Here is a 17762-nt window from a genome sequence, read left to right as displayed (position 1 = left end):
CCTCCACGGCTCAGCCGGCCGCCGCGTCGGCGTGCCGGCGCACGCTCAGCGGCCGCATGTCCGTCCACACCCGCTCGATGTGCTCCAGGCACGCCGCACGGCTGCCGGACGCGCCGTCGGAGCGCCAGCCCGCCGGCAGTTCGCGGTCGGCGGGCCAGATCGAGTACTGCTCCTCGTCGTTGACCACCACGTGGAATTCCGGGGCCTGCTGATTCTCGGACACGGCGATTTCCTTTCCTGCGGGCGTATCGTTCGGCACGCGGTCTGCAATTCGCGGGCGATTCCTTCGGATCGAGCCTAGCGGCGGCGCCGGAACCGTCGACCGTGCCCGGTGCAGCGCCGCCTCCCCGTTTTGTTGACGCCTTCTGCGCACGGCGTTGAAATCGCTGCGCGACGTGTGGTGACACGATCGGAGAAACGCTCATTGACCGCTGCGGCCGCCCGTCCATACGGTCGTCGGGAATAACCGGACACGTGGAACCGGGTGAGATCCGGCCCGCACCGGCGGGCGAGAACCGAGGAGCGAGATGTTCACCATTGAGCTGAGCGAGGACGACCGTCGCCGGATCGACGTGCTCGTCGCCGATATCCTCGACGGCCACGACCGCCCGGACGACCCCGCGCTGCTGGACCACCTCGCGGTCTGGGCGCAGGAGATGCCGCGCGCGGTGCGGACCGCCGCCAACCACTTCCGGCTGCACGAACCGGCCGGCGGCTGCCTGTTCACCGGCTTCCGCGTCGACGACGACGCGATCGGCGACACCCCCGCCCACTGGGGCGGCGCACGCCAGGACGGCACCGCCCGCGAGGACCTGTTCCTGCTGCTGTGCGCCTCGCTGCTCGGCGACCCGATCGCCTGGGCCACCCAGCAGGACGGACGGCTGCTGCACGACGTGATGCCGATCAAGGGACACGAGACGGAGCAGATCAACTCCTCCACCGAGGCCCCGCTGTGGTGGCACACCGAGGACGCCTTCCACCCCAACCGCGCCCACTACGTCGGCCTGCTGTGCCTGCGCAACCCCGACGCCGTGGAGACGACGTACGCCGTCTTCGACGACCTCGACCTCGACGAGGAGACGGTGCGCACGCTGATGGAACCGCGCTACGTGGTCCGGCCCGACGAGTCGCACCTGCCGAAGAACCGCGGCGGCGGGGACGGCGACGCGCCGCGCGAGCTGCTGGAGCGCAGCTTCGCCTGGGTCGAGGAGATGAACAGCAACCCGCCGCTGACACCCGTCCTGTTCGGCGACCCCAAGGCCCCGTACGGCCGGCTCGACCCCTACTTCATGGACCGCCGCGACGACGACCCCGAGGCGATGGCCGCCTTCGACCGGTTCGTCAAGGAGATCGACGACAAGCTCACCTCGGTCGTGCTGAGGCCCGGCGACGCCCTGTTCATCGACAACTACAAGTCCGTGCACGGCAGGAAGCCCTACGCCGCCCGCTACGACGGCCGCGACCGCTGGCTCCGCCGCGTCAACGTCACCCGCGACCTGCGCGCCTCCCGCTCCGCACGCATCGCCGCCGCCGCCCGCGTCATCCACTGACCGGCACCCGCACCCCGGCCCGGCCGCCGGCCGGGACATCCAGCCCTACGCACCAGCCCCCGACACCGATTGCGAGCTGACGAGCCATGAGGAAATACCGGCTGATGGTCCCGGGGCCGACACCGACACCACCGGAGGTCACCGCCGCGGCCGTACTGCCCGTCGAGGACGAGCGCACCGCCGCCTACGCCCAGGTGTTCACCCGCGTCCTCGACAACCTCCGGCGGGCCCTGTTCACCCGCAACGACGTCCTGCTGTCCGCCTCCAGCATGACCGGCGCCTTCGAAGGGGCCATGCAGAACCTCTTCTCGCCGGGCGACCGCGTCCTGGTCGCCGTCAACGGTGCCTTCGGCGCCCGCTGGGCGGAGATGGCCGCCCGGTTCGGGCTCCGGGTGACCGAGGTGCGGCACGAGTGGGGCCGGCCGCTGGACCTGGAGCGGATCGCCGAGGCCGCGCGCACACCCGGCCTGGTCGCCGCGATCGCGGTGCACTGCGAGACCTCCACCGCCGTCGTCAACGACATGCGCGGCTTCGCCGCCGCCGTCGCCCCGCTGGTGACCGTGGTCGACTCCGCCTCCGGAGTCGGCGCGTGCGAACTGCGCACCGACGACTGGGGCCTCGACGTGGTGGTGGGCGGCTGCCAGAAGGCGCTGATGACCCCGCCGGGCCTCGCCTTCACCAGCGTCGGCCCGCGCGCCTGGCAGCTGCACGCCTCGGCCCGGCTGCCGCGCTACTACTTCGACTGGGACGAGGCGCGCGACGCGGTGCGCGCCGACATCCCGCGCACCCCGTGGACACCGGCCGTCAGCCTCATCAACCAGCTCGACGTGGCCCTGCGGCTGATGCACGAGGAGGGCATGACGGAGGTCTTCGCCCGCCACGTCCGGCTCGGCCGGCTGGCCCGCGCGGGCGTGACCGGACTCGGCCTCGAGCTGTTCTCCCCGGACGACGACCGGCACGCCTCGGTCACCGCCGCCCGGCTGCCGGACGGCGTGGACGGCGGCGCGCTCGTCGACCACCTCCTGGAGCGCTACGGCATCCAGCTCACCGGCGCGCAGGGGCCGCTCGCCGGACGCGTGCTGCGCATCGGACACTGCGGCTACGTCGACGAGTTCGACGTGCTGACCGCGCTGTCGGCGCTGGAGCTGGGCCTCGCCGACCTCGGCCACCGCGTACCGCCGGGCAGCGCCGTCCAGGCGGCCCTGCGGGCCCGCGCCGCCGACGAGACGCCCGCACCGGCACACCCCGTGGCGACCGTCCCCGCGGCCCGCACCGCACCCGCCGCCGAGGCGGCGGCCACCGTCCCCGCCGGCCGCCCCCTGACCGTGACGGAGGCGTCATGACGCAGACACCGACGCCGGCGGTGAAGGCGGACCGGCCGGTGCTGGAACTGGTCCGCAGCGCGCCGTACTGGCGGTGGGTGCTGGCCACCATGATGCTGCGGCTGCCGCCCATCATGGCCCCGATGGCGTTCGTGCTGGTCAGCATGGAGTACCGCGGCGGCCCCGCGCTCGGCGGACTGCTCGTCGGGGCCGCGTTGCTGCCCGGAGTGGTCGCCGGACCGGTCTGCGGCCGGCTCCTGGACCGGCTCGGCACGGAGACGTGGACGCCGCGCGTCCTGGTGCTCGGCGCCGTCGCCCGGGTCCTGCTGGCCGTCGCCTTCCTCCAGGACGCGCCCGACTGGGTCCTGCTCGCCTGTGTGCTGGTCGGCACGGTGATCACCTCCGGCGTCAGCGGCGCCACCCGGACCCTGCTCAACAAGACGGTGCCGCCGCATCTGATCGGCCCGGCGCTGTCGCTGGACTCCATCGCCGTGGAGATGGTCGTCATCAGCGCGCCGTTCCTGGTGGCGCTCAGCGCGATCGCCGACCCGATCTACGCCCTGTTCGCCATGGGCGTGGCCACTCTCCTCGGCGCCGCGATGCTGCACCCCCGCTCCAGGGCCTCCGCCACCGCCGCCGTGTCCGGGGCCGCCACGACCGCGCAGCACGAGCCGGAGCAGGCGCCGGCCGCCGTCCCGTCCGGCTCCGCCGCGCCCGTCGCCGCCGAGCCGGCCGTACCGCCGGGCGCCGGCAGCCTGTGGCGCAACCGCCCGTTCCTGTTCTGGGTGCTGGTGACGCTGGCCTTCGGCCATCTGCTCGGCACCGCCGACGTCGGCGTGCTGCCCCGCGTCGCCGAGGACGGCGGCGGCACCACCCAGGCCGCGATCCTCACCGGCGCGCTCGGCGCGGCCAGCGCGCTGGCCGGTTTCGCCTACGCCTGGTACGCCCACCGCATCCGGATGGGCTTCGTCCGGCAGGCCGTCGTCCTGCTGCTGCTGATGATCGCGAGCAGCCTGGCCATCGCGCTCGTCGACGGCTACCCGGCCCTCGCCATCGCCTTCGTCGCGCTCGGCCTTTGCACGGCACCGCTGAACACCGTGATGAACGAGGCCCCCGGCCACCTCGTGCCGGAGAACCGGATGACCGAGGCGTTCAGCACTCTCGTCTCCGCCCAGAGCATCGGCTTCGCCCTGGCCGGCGGACTGCTGTCCTTCCTGCCCGTGGACCAGATGCTGCTGCTCGGCGGCGTCACCGCCGTCCTCACGCTCGCCGCGGCACCCGCCCTGCTGTCCCCCCGCCGGCCCCGGACCCGACCGGCCCGCCCGGAACCGTCGAGGGAGTACGCGCGATGACCCTGTCCCCGCAGAAGCTGCGCCTGCTCCAGCAGTTGCGCACCGCACCGCCCGCCGGCTCCTCGGCACCCGCCGCCGACGACGCGCCGCGCCCCCGCGCCGGCTCCGGCCCCGTACCCGTCTCCACCGCCCAGCAGGGACTGTGGCTGCTCGACCAGATCCTCACCGGCGCCGACCGGACCGCGTACACCATGGGCTGGGCGCTGCGGTTCCGCGGAGCCCTCGACGTGCCGGCGCTGCGCGCGGCGCTCACGGAGATCGTGCGGCGGCACGAGGTGCTGCGCACCCGGTTCGCCGCCGCCGAACCCGTCCCCGTACAGATCGTCGACCCGGCCGGACCCGTCACGCTGCCCGTGCGCACCGCCATCGCGGACGAGGCGGACGCGGTGGTCGCCGCACACCTCGCCGAGCCCTTCGACCTCGCCGCGGGCCCCGTGCTGCGCGCCCTCCTGCTGCGCCTGGGCGCCGAGGACCACGTCCTCGTCCTCAGCTGCCACCACACCGTCGGCGACGGAACCTCGACGGGCGTCCTGCGCGACGAACTGACCGCGCTGTACACGGCCTTCGCCACCGGCCGGCCCTCTCCGCTGCCGGAGCTGCCGATCCAGTACGCCGACTACGCGCTGTGGGAGCGCGCGCGCCCGGCCGGTGACCTCGACGCCGGCGTGGCGTACTGGCGGGAGCGGCTGGCCGGCGCCCCGGCCCTGCTGGAACTGCCGACGGACCGGCCGCGCCCGGCGGTGGCCTCGCACACCGGCGGCCAGCACCGCTTCACCATCGGCCCCGACCTCACGGCCCGCCTGCGCGAGCTGGCGCGCGCCGAGCACTGCACGCCGTTCATGCTGCTGACCGCCGTCTGGCAGGTGCTGCTGGCCCGCTGGTCCGGCCGGCCCGACATCTGCGTCGGCACACCCGTCTCCGGCCGCACCCGCAGCGAACTCGACGATCTCATCGGCTACTTCGTCAACACCGTCGTGCTGCGCGGGCAGGTCACCGACGACATGACCTTCCGTGAGGTGCTGCATGCCACGCGGGAGTCGACGCTGGAGGCGTTCGCCCACCAGGACGTGCCCTTCGAGCGCCTCGTCGACGAGCTCGCGCCCGACCGCGGCCTCAGCCACCACCCGCTCTTCCAGACGATGCTGTCCTACCGGAGCGACGGCGGCGACGGCGGTCCCGGACCCGGGCCCGTGTCCCTGCCCGGCGGTCTGACCGTCGAGGACCATCCGGTCGCCGGGACGGACGCCAAGTTCGACCTCACGCTGGAGCTGATCGAGGGCCCGGACACCGTGCAGGGGTCGCTCGGCTTCCGCACCGATCTCTTCGAGGCGGCGACCGCGGCGGAGCTGGCCGCCCGCTTCCTGCGCTCACTGGCCGAGGTGACGGCCGACCCGGCCGTCCGCGTCGGCACACTGGACCTCCTGCTGCCCGGCGAGGCGGACCGGCTGCTGGCCCAGGGCCGCGGCCCCGACCCGGCCCCGGCGCCCGCCACCACCCTGCACGCCCTGATCGAGGAACAGGCCCGGCGCACCCCCCACGCACCCGCCGTGGCCTGCGCCGGCACGGAGCTGACCTACGCCGGACTGGACGCCCGCGCCGAGGAGCTGGCCGCTCGCCTCAGGACCCGCGGCATCGGCCCGGAAAGCCTCGTCGCCGTTGCCATGGAGCGCTCGGCGGACACGGTCGTCGCCCTGCTCGGCATCCTCAAGGCGGGCGGCGCGTACCTGCCGGTGGACCCGACCCATCCGCCCGAGCGCACGGCCGCGGTCCTCGCCGACGCCCGCCCGGCCCTCGTCCTGCGCGACCTCACCCTCGCCGGCACGGACGACCCGGACCCGCGGCGCGGCCCGGCGGCACGGACCGGCCCGCCGGCGACCCCGCGGCATCCCGCGTACGTCATCCACACCTCCGGCTCCACCGGCCGGCCCAAGGGCGTGGTCGTCGAACACGCGAGCGCTGTGGCCCTGGTGCGCTGGGCCGTCGACGCGTTCGGCACCGAGCGACTGGCCCGCACCGTGTGCAGCACCTCGTTCACCTTCGACGTCTCCGTGTTCGAACTGTTCGCGCCACTGGCCTGCGGAGGCCGTGTCGAGATCGTGCGCGACGCCCTCGCGCTCACCGAACGCCCCGCGTCCGCCGGTTCCGCGACCCTCGTCAGCACGGTGCCGTCCGCGCTGACCGGCGTCCTCGACCACGGCCGCCTCCCGGACGGCACCGGCACGGTCGTCCTCGCCGGCGAGGCGCTGCCGCGGGCCGTACTGGGACGGCTGCGCGAGACGGTCCCCGACGCCGACCTGATCAACGCCTACGGCCCCACCGAGGCCACCGTCTACGCCACCGCCTGGTGGGCCGAAGGAACCACACCCGACGGACCGCCCCCGATCGGCACCGCCCTGCCCGGCACCACCGCGCAGGTCCTCGACGCCGCGCTGCGGCCCGTCCCGGCCAACTGCGTAGGCGAGCTGTACCTCGGCGGCACCGGCGTGGCCCGCGGCTATCTGCACCGGCCGGCCCTGACCGCCGAACGGTTCCTGCCCGACCCGTACGGCGCGCCCGGCGCCCGCATGTACCGCACCGGCGACCTGGTGCGCCGCCGGCCCGACGGCGGCCTGGTCTACGTCGGCCGCGCCGACCACCAGGTCAAGGTGCGCGGCTTCCGCATCGAACCCGGTGAGATCGAGACCGCGCTGTGCGCGCACGAACGGGTGGACCGCGCGGTCGTCGTGGTCCGCGAGGACACGCCGGGGGACCGGCGGCTGGTCGCCTACGCCGTACCGGTCCGGCCGGACCCGCTCCCGTCCGCCGCCGAACTGCGCGCACACCTCGGCAGGATCCTGCCGGCGTACATGGTGCCGTCGGCGTTCGTCGAACTGGACGCGCTGCCGCTGACCGCCAACGGCAAGCTCGACCGCGCCGCCCTGCCCGCCCCGCACTCCGGGGACGCCGCCCAGGCCGCCGCCTACGAACCGCCGCGCCCCGGCACCGAGACAGTCGTCGCGGAGGTCTGGGCGCAGGTCCTCGGCGTCGAACGGGCCGGACGGCACGACGACTTCTTCGACCTGGGCGGGCACTCGCTGCACGCGGCGACCGCCACCGCCCGCATCCGGGCCCGCACCGGCACCGAACTGCCGCTGGCCGCCGTGTTCACCGCGCCGACGGTCGCGGAACTGGCCGCCGACATCGACGCCCGCGGCCGCACCGCCGAGGAACCGGCCATCCGCAGCCTCGACCGCACCCGTTACCGCGCCCGCGGCCGCCAGGAGCCCTCCGCCACCGCCCGATAGCGTCCCCGGCACCTCGGCGACCGTCCCCCGCCCCCGCCCGGCCCGCCCCCGGGCACACCCCGACCCCACCCACCCTGAGGCCCCTGGGCCCCCGATCCGGCCGACGACCGGACCGGGCCCGCACCCGGAAAGGTAGGCCAGCCATGTCAGCTGCCGCCCAGGACGACGCCGGACCCGCCATGGACGCACCACCCGCGGAGACGGAGGACGTCCTCGTCTTCCCGGCCTCCTTCGCCCAGTCCCGGCTGTGGTTCATGGACCGGCTCGCACCGGGCGGCACCGTCTACAACGTGCCGCTGGTCATCGGCCTGTCCGGACCGCTGGACGCCGCACTCCTGGCCGAGTGCCTGAACGCCGTGGCCGGCCGCCACGAGGTCCTGCGCACCACCTTCGCCGAGGGCGACGACGGGCCGCTCCAGATCGTCCGGCCCGCTCCGGCGATCCGGCTGGAGGTGCGCGACGTCGCCGCCGACGAGGCACGGCGCGCCGCCGCCGACGAGGCCGACCGCCCCTTCGACCTGACCACGGGACCGCTGCTGCGCGCCCTGCTGCTGCGCACCGCCCCCGCCGAGCACCTGCTCGTCGTCACCTTCCACCACACCGTGTGCGACGGCTGGTCCCTCGGCGTGTTCTGCCGCGAACTCGGCACGCTCTACCAGGCGCACGCCCTCGGCCTCGCCTCTCCGCTGCCGGACCTGGCGATCCAGTACGCCGACTACGCGGTCTGGCAGCGCGAACGGCTGGACTCCGCCGCCCTCACCGGCCACCTCGCCCACTGGCGCGAACGGCTCGCCGACGCCCCGGCCGTCCTCGCCCTGCCCACCGACCGGCCCCGGCCCGCCGTCGCCTCGCACCGCGGCGCCGAGGTGCCGCTCAGCGTGCCCGGACCGGTCGCCTCCCGGCTGCGGGAGACGGCGCGGGCCGGCCGCTGCACCCCGTTCATGCTGCTGCTGGCCGCCTGGCAGGTGACGCTCGCCCGCTGGTCCGGCCAGTCCGACGTCTGCGTCGGCTCCCCGGTCGCCGGCCGTGACCGGCCGGAACTGGAGCCGCTGATCGGCTACTTCGCCAACACCGTCGTGCTGCGCGCCCAGCTGGACGAGGACATGACCTTCCGCGACCTGCTCGCCAGGACCCGGCGGACCGTGCTCGCCGACCTCGCCCACCAGGACGTCCCGTTCGAGCGGCTCGTCGAGGAGCTGCGGCCCGACCGCGACCTCGGCCACCATCCGCTGTTCCAGGCGGCGTTCGTGCTCCAGAACGCCGACCCGGCCCGCCTGCATCTGCCGGGACTGCGCTGCACGGTCGGCGAACCGGCCACCGCCACCGCGAAGTTCGACCTCACCCTGGCCCTGGAGGACACCGAGGACGACGGCTTCACCGGCGTCCTGGAGTACGCCACCGACCTGTTCGACACCGGTACGGCCACCGCGCTGGCCGAGTCGTTCCTGCTGCTGCTGGAGCACGCCGTCACCGAGCCGGACACCGCGCTCGCCGCTCTCCGGCTGGTCCCCGCCGGCCGACGGGCCGACCTCGTCGCCCCGCACCCGCGCGCGACCGCCGTTGCGGCCGGCCCGAACCGGCCCGCCACCCTGACCGGCCTGTTCGAGGGGCAGGCCGCGAAGACACCCGACGCGATCGCGGTGGTCGCCGGCGCCGAGCGGCTGTCGTACGCGGAACTCGACCGCCGGGCCGACCACCTCGCCCGCCGTCTGCTGCGCTCCGGCGCCGGCCCCGACCGGCTGGTGGCGCTGGCCCTGCCGCGCTCCGCGGACCTGATCGTCGCGATCCTCGGCGTCCTGAAGGCCGGCGCCGCCTATCTCCCCGTCGACCCCACCGCCCCGGCCGAACGCGTCCGGCACATCATGACCGACGCAGCACCCGCCTGCGTCCTGACCACGACGAAGATCGCGGCCCGCCTGTTCCCGGACGGCACCACCGCCGTCCTCCTCACCGACACCGCCGACGACACGCCCGCCGGCGGCCTCCCCGAGGCCGGCACCCAACGCGCCGCCCCGCCGCACCCCGACCACCTGGCCTACGTCATCTACACCTCGGGTTCCACCGGCCGGCCCAAGGGCGTCGGCGTGGCGCACCGCCAGGTGGTGCGGCTGCTCACCGCCACCGCCGAGGACTTCGGCTTCGGACCCGGCGACGTGTGGAGCCTGTTCCACTCCTGCGCCTTCGACTTCTCGGTGTGGGAGATCTGGGGCGCCCTCGCGCACGGCGGCACGCTCGCCGTGGTCCCGGCCGAGGTCACCCGCTCGCCACGGGAGTTCGTCGACTTCCTCCTCACCCACCGGGTCACGGTCCTCAACCAGACCCCGTCCGCGTTCCGCGAGCTGACCGCCGAGGTCATGGCCCGCCCCGAACCGCCCGACCTCGCGCTGCGAACCGTGGTCTTCGGCGGCGAGGCCCTGGTCGTGGACGACCTGGCACCGTGGTTCGACCGCCTCGGCGACCGGTGCCCGGACATGGTGAACATGTACGGCATCACCGAGACCACCGTGCACGTCACCCACCGCCGGCTCCGGCGGGCCGACCTGGACGGCCCGGTGCGCAGCCCGATCGGGCACGCGCTGGCCGACCTGCGGCTGCACCTGCTGGACGCGCACGGCCGACCGGTGCCGCGCGGCGCGGCCGGTGAACTGTACGTCGGCGGCCCGGGCGTGGCCCGCGGCTATCTGCGCCGGCCCGCGCTGACCGCCGAGCGTTTCGTGCCCGACCCGTTCTCCGCCGAGCCGGGCGCCCGGCTGTACCGCTCCGGTGACGTGTGCCGCTGGCGCGCGGACGGCGAGCTGGAGTACCTCGGACGCGCCGACCAGCAGGTCAAGATCCGCGGCTTCCGCATCGAGCCCGGCGAGATCGAGGCGGCGCTCGCGGAACACCCGCGGATCGACCGGGCCGCGGTGCTGGCCCGCACCGACCCGGCCGGCGACCCCTACCTCGTCGGCTACGTCGTCCCGACCGCCGACGGACCGCCGGACGCCGCCGCCCTGCGCGCCCACCTGGCCGCGCTCGTCCCGCCGTACATGGTGCCCGGCGCCTACGTCGTGGTGCCCGCGCTGCCGCTCACCGGCAACGGCAAGCTCGACCGCGCCGCACTGCCCGCCCCCGAGGCCGGCCGGCGCGCGGCGGCCGCTTTTGAGCCGCCGAGCGGCGACAGCGAGCGGCTGCTGGCCGAGATGTGGTCGGAGGTGCTGGGCGTGCCCGTGGAACGAGTCGGTGCCGACGACAACTTCTTCGACCTCGGGGGCCACTCCTTCGCGGCGCTGCGGCTGATCAGCCGTATGGAGAGCAGCTGGGACGTGACCGTGCCCACGGCGACCGTGTTCTCCGCGCCGACGCTGCGCGCGCTGGCCGGCTGGCTGGACGAACGGCCACCGGCCCCCGCGCCGTCCCCGCTGGTCCCGCTGCACGCCACCGGTACGCGGCCACCGCTGTTCCTGGTCCACCCGGTCGGCGGCCACGTCCTGTGCTACGCCTCCCTGGCCGGCGCGCTCGGTCCCGACCGGCCCGTGCACGCGCTGGTGGCGCGTGGCATGCGCGAGGGCGAACGGCCGGCCGCACGGATCGAGGAGATGGCAGCCGACTACCTCGACGCCATCGCCGAGGCCGGGTACGACGGCCCGCTGGTGCTGGGCGGCTGGTCGTTCGGCGGTGTCGTCGCCTTCGAGATGGCCCGCCAGGCCGCCCGGCGCGACGGCCGCACCCCGCCGGTCGTCCTGATCGACAGTCACGCGCCGGGACGGTACGGGCCGGGCACCGCGCCGGACGAGACGGAGCTGATCGCCGACTTCGCCGCGGACTGGGAGCGCTCGACCGGCACCCGCCTCGGAGTCCAGCCCGCCGCACCGGCGGGAACGACGGCGCGGGACTGCCGCGCACACCTGCTGGAGAGCGCCCGGCGCGCCGGGCTGCTGGACGCCGAGGACGGCCCCGCCCACCTGGCCCGCCTGCTCGACCTGTACGGCGCCAACCGCACGGCCCTGCGACGCTACCGGCCCGACGGCCCGTACGACGGACGGCTCCTCGTCCTCTCCGCCACCGAAACCGCCACCGCCACCGAAACCGGCAACGGCACCGAAACCGGCAACGGCACCGCCACCGCCACCGAAACCGGCAACGGCACCGGCAGCGAAACCGGCAGCGGCACCGGCACCGACAGCGAAACCGCCACGGACGCCGCCACCGACGCCGACCGCGGCTGGCGCCGCTGGACCACCGGCCCGGTGGACGTCCGCCCGGTCGGCGGCGACCACTACAGCCTTCTGCGCGAACCCCACCTCACCGACCTCGCAGCCGAGCTGCGGCCCTTCCTCGACGGGAGCCTGACATGAAGCTGCGCCGAGCGCCGCTCGAAGACTGGATGCGCGACTTCTACTTCGACACCACCATCGACCTCGGCAGCAGCGGAGTGCAGTGCTGGACCCTGGCCGAGCTGCGCGCCCTGCTCGGCATCTCGCAGGACGACCTGGACGCCATCGCCCTCGACGACAGCCCCTCCTACGGCAGCGAGGCCCTGCGCGGCGCGCTCGCCCAGCGCTTCGCCGACGGCGACCCGGCACGCGTGATGGCCACCCACGGCTCCACCGAGGCGATCTTCCTCGCCATGAACGCGCTGCTGGAACCGGGCGACGAGGTCGTCGTCATCGACCCCGGCTACCACTCGCTGTGGTCGATCGCGGAGTCCATCGGCTGCCGGCTCAAGCGGTGGCGGCTGCGCCCGGAGGACGGCTTCGCACCCGACCTGGACGCCCTGCGCGCCCAGCTCACCCCCGCCACCCGCATGGTCGTCGTCAATCTCCCGAACAACCCGACCGGCGCCTCGCTGCCCGCCGGCCTCTTCGACGCCTTCCTCGACATCGTCGCCGACAGCGGCGCCTACCTCGTCTGGGACGGCGCCTTCACCGAACTCGTCCAAGACGGCCCCGCCCTGCCCGAACCGTCGCTGCGCTACGAGCGCTGCCTCTCGCTCGGCACCATGTCCAAGGCCTACGGCCTGCCCGGCACCCGCGTCGGCTGGTGCCTGGCCGCGCCCGAACTGCTGGCCCGCTTCCTGCCGTTGCGCGACGCGCTGACCATCTGCCTGTCACCGCTGACCGAGTTCCTCGCCGAACGCGCCGTGGTGCACGCCGACCGCATCCTCGACATCCGCCGGGCCCAGGCCCACCGCAACCTGGACACCCTCACAGCCTGGGCCGACACCCACCCCGACCTCGTCTCCCTCACTCCGCCGGCCGGCGGAGTCACCGCCTTTCCGTCCTTCCACGGCGTCACCGACACCGAGGACCTGTGCCGCGAGCTCGGCCGCGACCACGACGTCCTCCTCGTCCCCGGCAGCGGCTTCGGCCACCCCGACCGGGTCCGGCTCGGCTTCGGCGGCGACGAGAGGGCCTTCGCGACCGGCCTGAGCCGGCTGCACACCGTGCTCGCGCAGCGCGCCGCCACCCGCCGCCTCGAAGGAGCGCCCCGATGACCAGCGCCCCGCCGACCAGCGCCCCGGCCACCGCCCGGGGCACCCGTGCCCACGACGTCTCGGTCACCCAGCACGGCCTGTGGTTCCTCGACCAGATCACCCCCGGCGACCCGCTGTACACCCTGGCCTGGCGCATCGACCTCGACGGCCCCCTGGACACCACCGCGCTGCGCCACGCCGTCAACGCCGTCGTCGCCCGCCACGACGCCCTGCGCACCCGCTTCGCCCGCGACGACGACGGCCGGCCCGTCCAGCTCGTCACCGACCAACTCACCGTCGGCCTGGCCGTCACCGACCTGCGCCCGCTGCCCGCCGCCGAGCGCGAACGGGCCGCCGCCGACGCCTGCGCCGCCGAGACCGCCATCGGCTTCGACCTCGCCACCGGCCCGCTGATCCGCACCCGCCTGCTGCGCACCGCGGAGCACCGGCACACCCTGATGCTGCTCGTCCACCACATCGTCTTCGACGCGGTGTCGATGGAGACGGTCGTCCGCGAACTCGCCGAGGCCTACGGCCACGCCCGCGCCGGCACCGACTGGCGGCCCGAGCCCGCCGCCCAGTACCCGGACTTCGCGGACCGCCAGCGAGCCGAGCTGAGCGGCCCCCGGCTGGAACGCCTCCTCGGCTTCTGGCGCCGGGAGCTCGACGGCGCGCCCGAACTCCTCACCCTGCCCACCGACCGGCCCCGCCCGGCGGAACAGACGCACGCCGGCGCCGAGCACCGCCTCCGGCTGCCCGCCGGCCTCACCGACCGGCTGCGGGCGCTCGCCCGCTCCGAGCGCGTCACCCTGCACATGCTGCTGCTGGCCGCCTACCAGGTGCTGCTGGCCCGCTGGTCCGGCCAGCGCGACGTCAGCGTCGGCAGCACCGTCGCCGGCCGGCCGCGCACCGAACTCGCCGGAGCCGTCGGCTACTTCGTCAACACGGTCGTCCTGCGCGGCCGTCTGGAGGACAACCCGTCCTTCCGCGACCACCTGCGCGCCGTACGCACCAGCTGCCTGCGCGCCTACGACCACCAGGCGCTGCCCTTCGACCGGGTGGTGGAGGAGCTGCGGCCGGGCCGCTCACTGAGCCACAACCCGCTGTTCCAGGTCACGTTCGACACCCATGTCGACGACCGGGCCCACCGCACCGACGCCTTCGGCGACGCCAGGCTGACCGCGGTCGACTTCATCGAGGCGGGCCGCTCCAAGTTCGACCTGTCCCTCACCGCCGTGGACGACGGCACCTCCGTCGAACTGACCGCCGAGTACGCCACCGACCTCTTCGACCACGCCACCGTCGAACGCCTCATCGGCCACTACACGCTGCTGCTGGGCTCGGCCGCGGACGCGCCGCACACCCCGGTCGACGACCTGGGCTTCCTCTCCGCCGACGAGGAGACCCTGACCGTCCGGGACTGGAACCGCACCGACGGCCCCGTCCCCGACACCACCCTCGGCGACCTCTTCGCCGCCCAGGCCGCCCGCACCCCGGACGCCGTCGCCGTCAGCGACGCCTCCGGCAGCCTCACCTACGCCCAGCTCGACGCGCGTGCCGCCCAGGTCGCCAACCTGCTGCGCTCGCGCGGCCACGGCCCGGAGAGCACCGTCGGCGTCTTCCTGGAACGCTCCGTCGACCTCGTCGTGGCGCTCTACGGCGTCGTCCGGTCCGGCGCCGCGTTCGTCCCGCTGGACCCGGGCTACCCGCCCGACCGCCTCGCCCACGTCGTCGACGACGCCGGCATCACCACCGTCCTCACCGAATCGGCCCTGCGCCCGCGCCTGCCCGACCGGCTCGACACACCCACCCTCGACACCGACCGCCACCTCTTCGACGCGCAGCCCGCCACCGCGCCCCGGCCGGACGTCACCGGACGCCACCTCGCGTACATCGTCTACACCTCCGGGTCCACCGGCCGGCCCAAGGGGGCGATGAACGAGCACCGCAACATCGTCAACCAGCTCACCTGGGTGCAGGACCACTACGGACTCGGCGCCGACGACGTCCTGCTCCAGAAGACCCCGGTCGGCTTCGACGACTCGCTGCGCGAACTGTTCTGGCCGCTCGCCGTCGGCGCCCGCCTGGTCATGGCCGAACCCGGCGCCCACCGCGACCCCGCCTCGCTCGCCGACGTCGTCGAGGCCGAACGGGTCACCGTGCTGCACGTGGTGCCGTCCCTGCTCCAGGCCTTCGTCGAAGCCCCGGCCGACGCCGCCCGCTGCGCCACCCTGCGCCGTGTCATCTGCAGCGGCGAGGCCCTTCTGCCGGAGCTCCAGCGCCGCTTCTTCGCCACCTTCGCCGGCACCGCGCTCAACAACCTGTACGGCCCGTGCGAGGCGGCCATCGACGTCACCCACTGGGACTGCCTGCCCGGCGCCGAGGGCCCGGTCCCGATCGGCGGCCCGGTCCTCAACACCCGCGTCTACGTCCTCGACGCCGCCGGACGCCCGGTCCCCATCGGCGTACCCGGCGAACTCCACGTCGCCGGACGCCAGATCGGCCGCGGCTACCACGGCAAGTCCGCCCTGACCGCCGAACGCTTCGTGCCGGACCCGTTCTCCAGCGAGCCGGGTGCCCGCCTGTACCGCACCGGCGACGTGTGCCGCTGGCGCGCCGACGGACGGCTCGACTACCTCGGCCGGACCGACCACCAGGTCAAGATCCGCGGCATCCGCATCGAGCCCGAGGAGATCGACGCCGCGCTCACCGCGCTGCCGCAGGTCCGCCAGGCGGTCGTGCTCTGCCGCGAGGACACCCCCGGCGACAAGCGCCTCGTCGCCTATGTCGTACCGGCCACCGCCGTCCGCCCCGCCGATCTGCGCACCGCCCTCGCCCGCACCCTGCCCGCCTACATGGTCCCGGGCGACTACGTCCTGCTGGACGCCCTGCCGCTGAACAGCAACGGCAAACTCGACCGCGCCGCCCTGCCCGCCCCGGCCGGCGACCGCCCCGGCGACTCCCTGTACACGGCGCCCCGCGACGACGTCGAAGCCGTGGTCGCCTGGGCCTGGGCCGACGTCCTCGGCGTCGAACGGACCGGCATCCACGACGACTTCTTCGACCTCGGCGGACACTCCCTGCTCGCCACCCGGGCCGTGATGTTCCTGCGCGAACACCTCGGCGTGGACCTGCGCGTGCACGCCCTGTTCCGGGCCCCGACCCCGGCCCTGCTGGCCGCCGAGATCCTGCGGCTGGCCGCCGATCCGCAGCGGCTTCGGGCCACCTGCGCCGCCGTGCGCGCCGTACTCGACCTCTCCGACGAGGAGGCCGACCGCCTCTTCGACGAGCGACCCACCGCGCAGGAAGGACCCGGTGACCATGGACAGCACGGCTGAACAGGACACCCCTCCGCTCACCGGCGGCTGCCCGTACGCCGCGCGGTCCGCGGCCCCGGCCCGCCCGGCCGACTTCGACAGCCATGACCCGGCGCTCGCCCGCGACCCCTTCCCGACCTACGAACGCCTGCGCGCGGCCGGGCCGGTGACCTGGAGCGAGAGCTGGGACGGCCACTGGGTGGCCGTCGGGCACCAGGAGGTCTCCGCCGCCGCCCGCTCCCGCCGTCTGCTGACCGGCCGCACCCTGCCCGATGGCACCGTCCAGGGCGTCACGATCCCGCCGCTGGGCCAGACCGGCCGCATGGCACCGCTGGAGCTGGACGCGCCGCTGTCCCTGAAGTACCGCAAGCTGCTGGCCGCCTTCTACTCCGCCAGCCGGGTCCGCGCCCGCGAGCAGGAGCTGCGCGACCTGGCCCGCGAGAGCCTCGACGCGGCGATCGCCGCCGGCACCTGCGACATCGTCCCGGCGATGACCCTGCGCGTGCCGGCCATCGTGACGATGCGCGACATCGGTCTGCCGGACGACCGCTGGTTCGACGTGGACGCCCTGCTGCACCGCGCGCTGCTCGCCGCACCGCACGACATGCCCGCCGCACGCCACTACGCCCAGCTGATCACGCTGGAGATCGTCGAGGAGATGGAGGCCGTCCGGGAGCTCCTGGAGGACGACCCGGACGCGCCGGCGAGCGGGCTGATCGCGGACCTGCTGCGCGCCACCGTCGACGGTGAGCCCGTACCGGACGAGGACATCGTCTCGATGATGTACTTCCTGCTGCTCGGCATCGACCCGACCTCCACCCTCACCGCGACCGCGCTGTGGCACCTGGCCCACCACCCGGAGCTGAAGCGGCGTCTGATCGACGAGCCGCGGCTGATCCCGCGCGCCGCGGACGAGTATCTGCGCTGGATGTCACCGGTGCAGGGCACCAGCCGTACCGTCGCCGAGGACTTCCAGCTCGGCGGCCGGCAACTGGCGGCGGGGGAGCGGGTGTTCCTGTCCTGGGCGGCGGCCAACCGGGACGAGAGCGTGTACCCGAGGCCCTTCGAGGTCGACCTGGACCGCCCCGACGAACGGCACCACGCGTTCGGTGGCGGCCCGCACTACTGCGTCGGCGCGGGCATCGTCCGCGCCATGTTCACCGTGATGCTGGAGGAGATCCTCACCCGCCGCCCCGACTACGAGATCGCCGACGAGGACGCCATCACCTGGTTCCCGGACCTCAGTTCCTTCTACGGCATCACATCCTTGCCATTACGCCTGACAAGTGGCAAAGATCACGAAACTTCATAAGGGTCTCCTGTGTAACTTCTGTGGATTTGCTGTGATTTCGGATTCGATCTGACGCTTACGCTCTCACAGGCGCCACACATGTGGTGTTCATGTAAAAACACAGATCGGACCATGATGACGGTGTACAAACCCCTGCCTGACCAGCAGGGGCGGCCCGCATCCGGCGGAAC

General features: G+C 74.3%; 9 protein-coding genes. 8 read left to right on the top strand and 1 reads right to left on the bottom strand.

All coding sequences use genetic code 11. The features are described from left to right. Positions 1-10 precede the first annotated feature (10 nt). On the bottom strand, positions 11-223 hold the full coding sequence (locus ABT232_RS16675; RefSeq protein ID WP_351840634.1) for an MbtH family protein: 213 nt from the start codon (positions 221-223) through the stop codon (positions 11-13). Positions 224-527: 304 nt separating this feature from the next. Between ABT232_RS16675 and gntD the strand changes: the two genes are divergently transcribed. The 8 genes from gntD (at position 528) to ABT232_RS16635 (ending at position 17592) form a co-directional block, all read left to right on the top strand. Continuing rightward, a complete protein-coding gene (gntD, locus tag ABT232_RS16670; protein WP_351840633.1) occupies positions 528-1550 on the top strand; it encodes a guanitoxin biosynthesis L-enduracididine beta-hydroxylase GntD in 1023 nt (340 codons plus the stop codon). A gap of 104 nt (positions 1551-1654) precedes the next feature. Continuing rightward, on the top strand, positions 1655-2893 hold the full coding sequence (locus tag ABT232_RS16665; RefSeq protein ID WP_351840632.1) for a pyridoxal-phosphate-dependent aminotransferase family protein: 1239 nt from the start codon (positions 1655-1657) through the stop codon (positions 2891-2893). Continuing rightward, positions 2890-4224: an MFS transporter gene (locus ABT232_RS16660; protein ID WP_351840631.1), complete on the top strand. Its 1335-nt coding sequence runs from the start codon at positions 2890-2892 to the stop codon at positions 4222-4224. The genes ABT232_RS16665 and ABT232_RS16660 overlap by 4 nt, the downstream gene beginning before the upstream one ends. Continuing rightward, on the top strand, positions 4221-7508 hold the full coding sequence (locus tag ABT232_RS16655; RefSeq protein ID WP_351840630.1) for a non-ribosomal peptide synthetase: 3288 nt from the start codon (positions 4221-4223) through the stop codon (positions 7506-7508). The genes ABT232_RS16660 and ABT232_RS16655 overlap by 4 nt, the downstream gene beginning before the upstream one ends. 143 nt (positions 7509-7651) lie before the next feature. Further along, on the top strand, positions 7652-11845 hold the full coding sequence (locus tag ABT232_RS16650; RefSeq protein ID WP_351840629.1) for a non-ribosomal peptide synthetase: 4194 nt from the start codon (positions 7652-7654) through the stop codon (positions 11843-11845). Then, positions 11842-12984: a capreomycidine synthase gene (vioD, locus tag ABT232_RS16645; protein ID WP_351840628.1), complete on the top strand. Its 1143-nt coding sequence runs from the start codon at positions 11842-11844 to the stop codon at positions 12982-12984. The genes ABT232_RS16650 and vioD overlap by 4 nt, the downstream gene beginning before the upstream one ends. Beyond that, entirely contained in the window at positions 12981-16301 is a 3321-nt protein-coding gene (locus tag ABT232_RS16640) for a non-ribosomal peptide synthetase (protein WP_351840627.1), read from the top strand. Before vioD ends, ABT232_RS16640 begins: the two co-directional genes overlap by 4 nt. Further along, entirely contained in the window at positions 16285-17592 is a 1308-nt protein-coding gene (locus ABT232_RS16635; RefSeq protein WP_351840626.1) for a cytochrome P450, read from the top strand. The genes ABT232_RS16640 and ABT232_RS16635 overlap by 17 nt, the downstream gene beginning before the upstream one ends. Positions 17593-17762 lie beyond the last annotated feature (170 nt).

This window comes from Streptomyces sp. NPDC001532, assembly GCF_040298625.1.
Lineage (GTDB): Bacteria > Actinomycetota > Actinomycetes > Streptomycetales > Streptomycetaceae > Streptomyces.
Note: the sequence above shows the minus strand (reverse complement) of the source record. Positions and strands in the feature narration are given on the sequence as shown.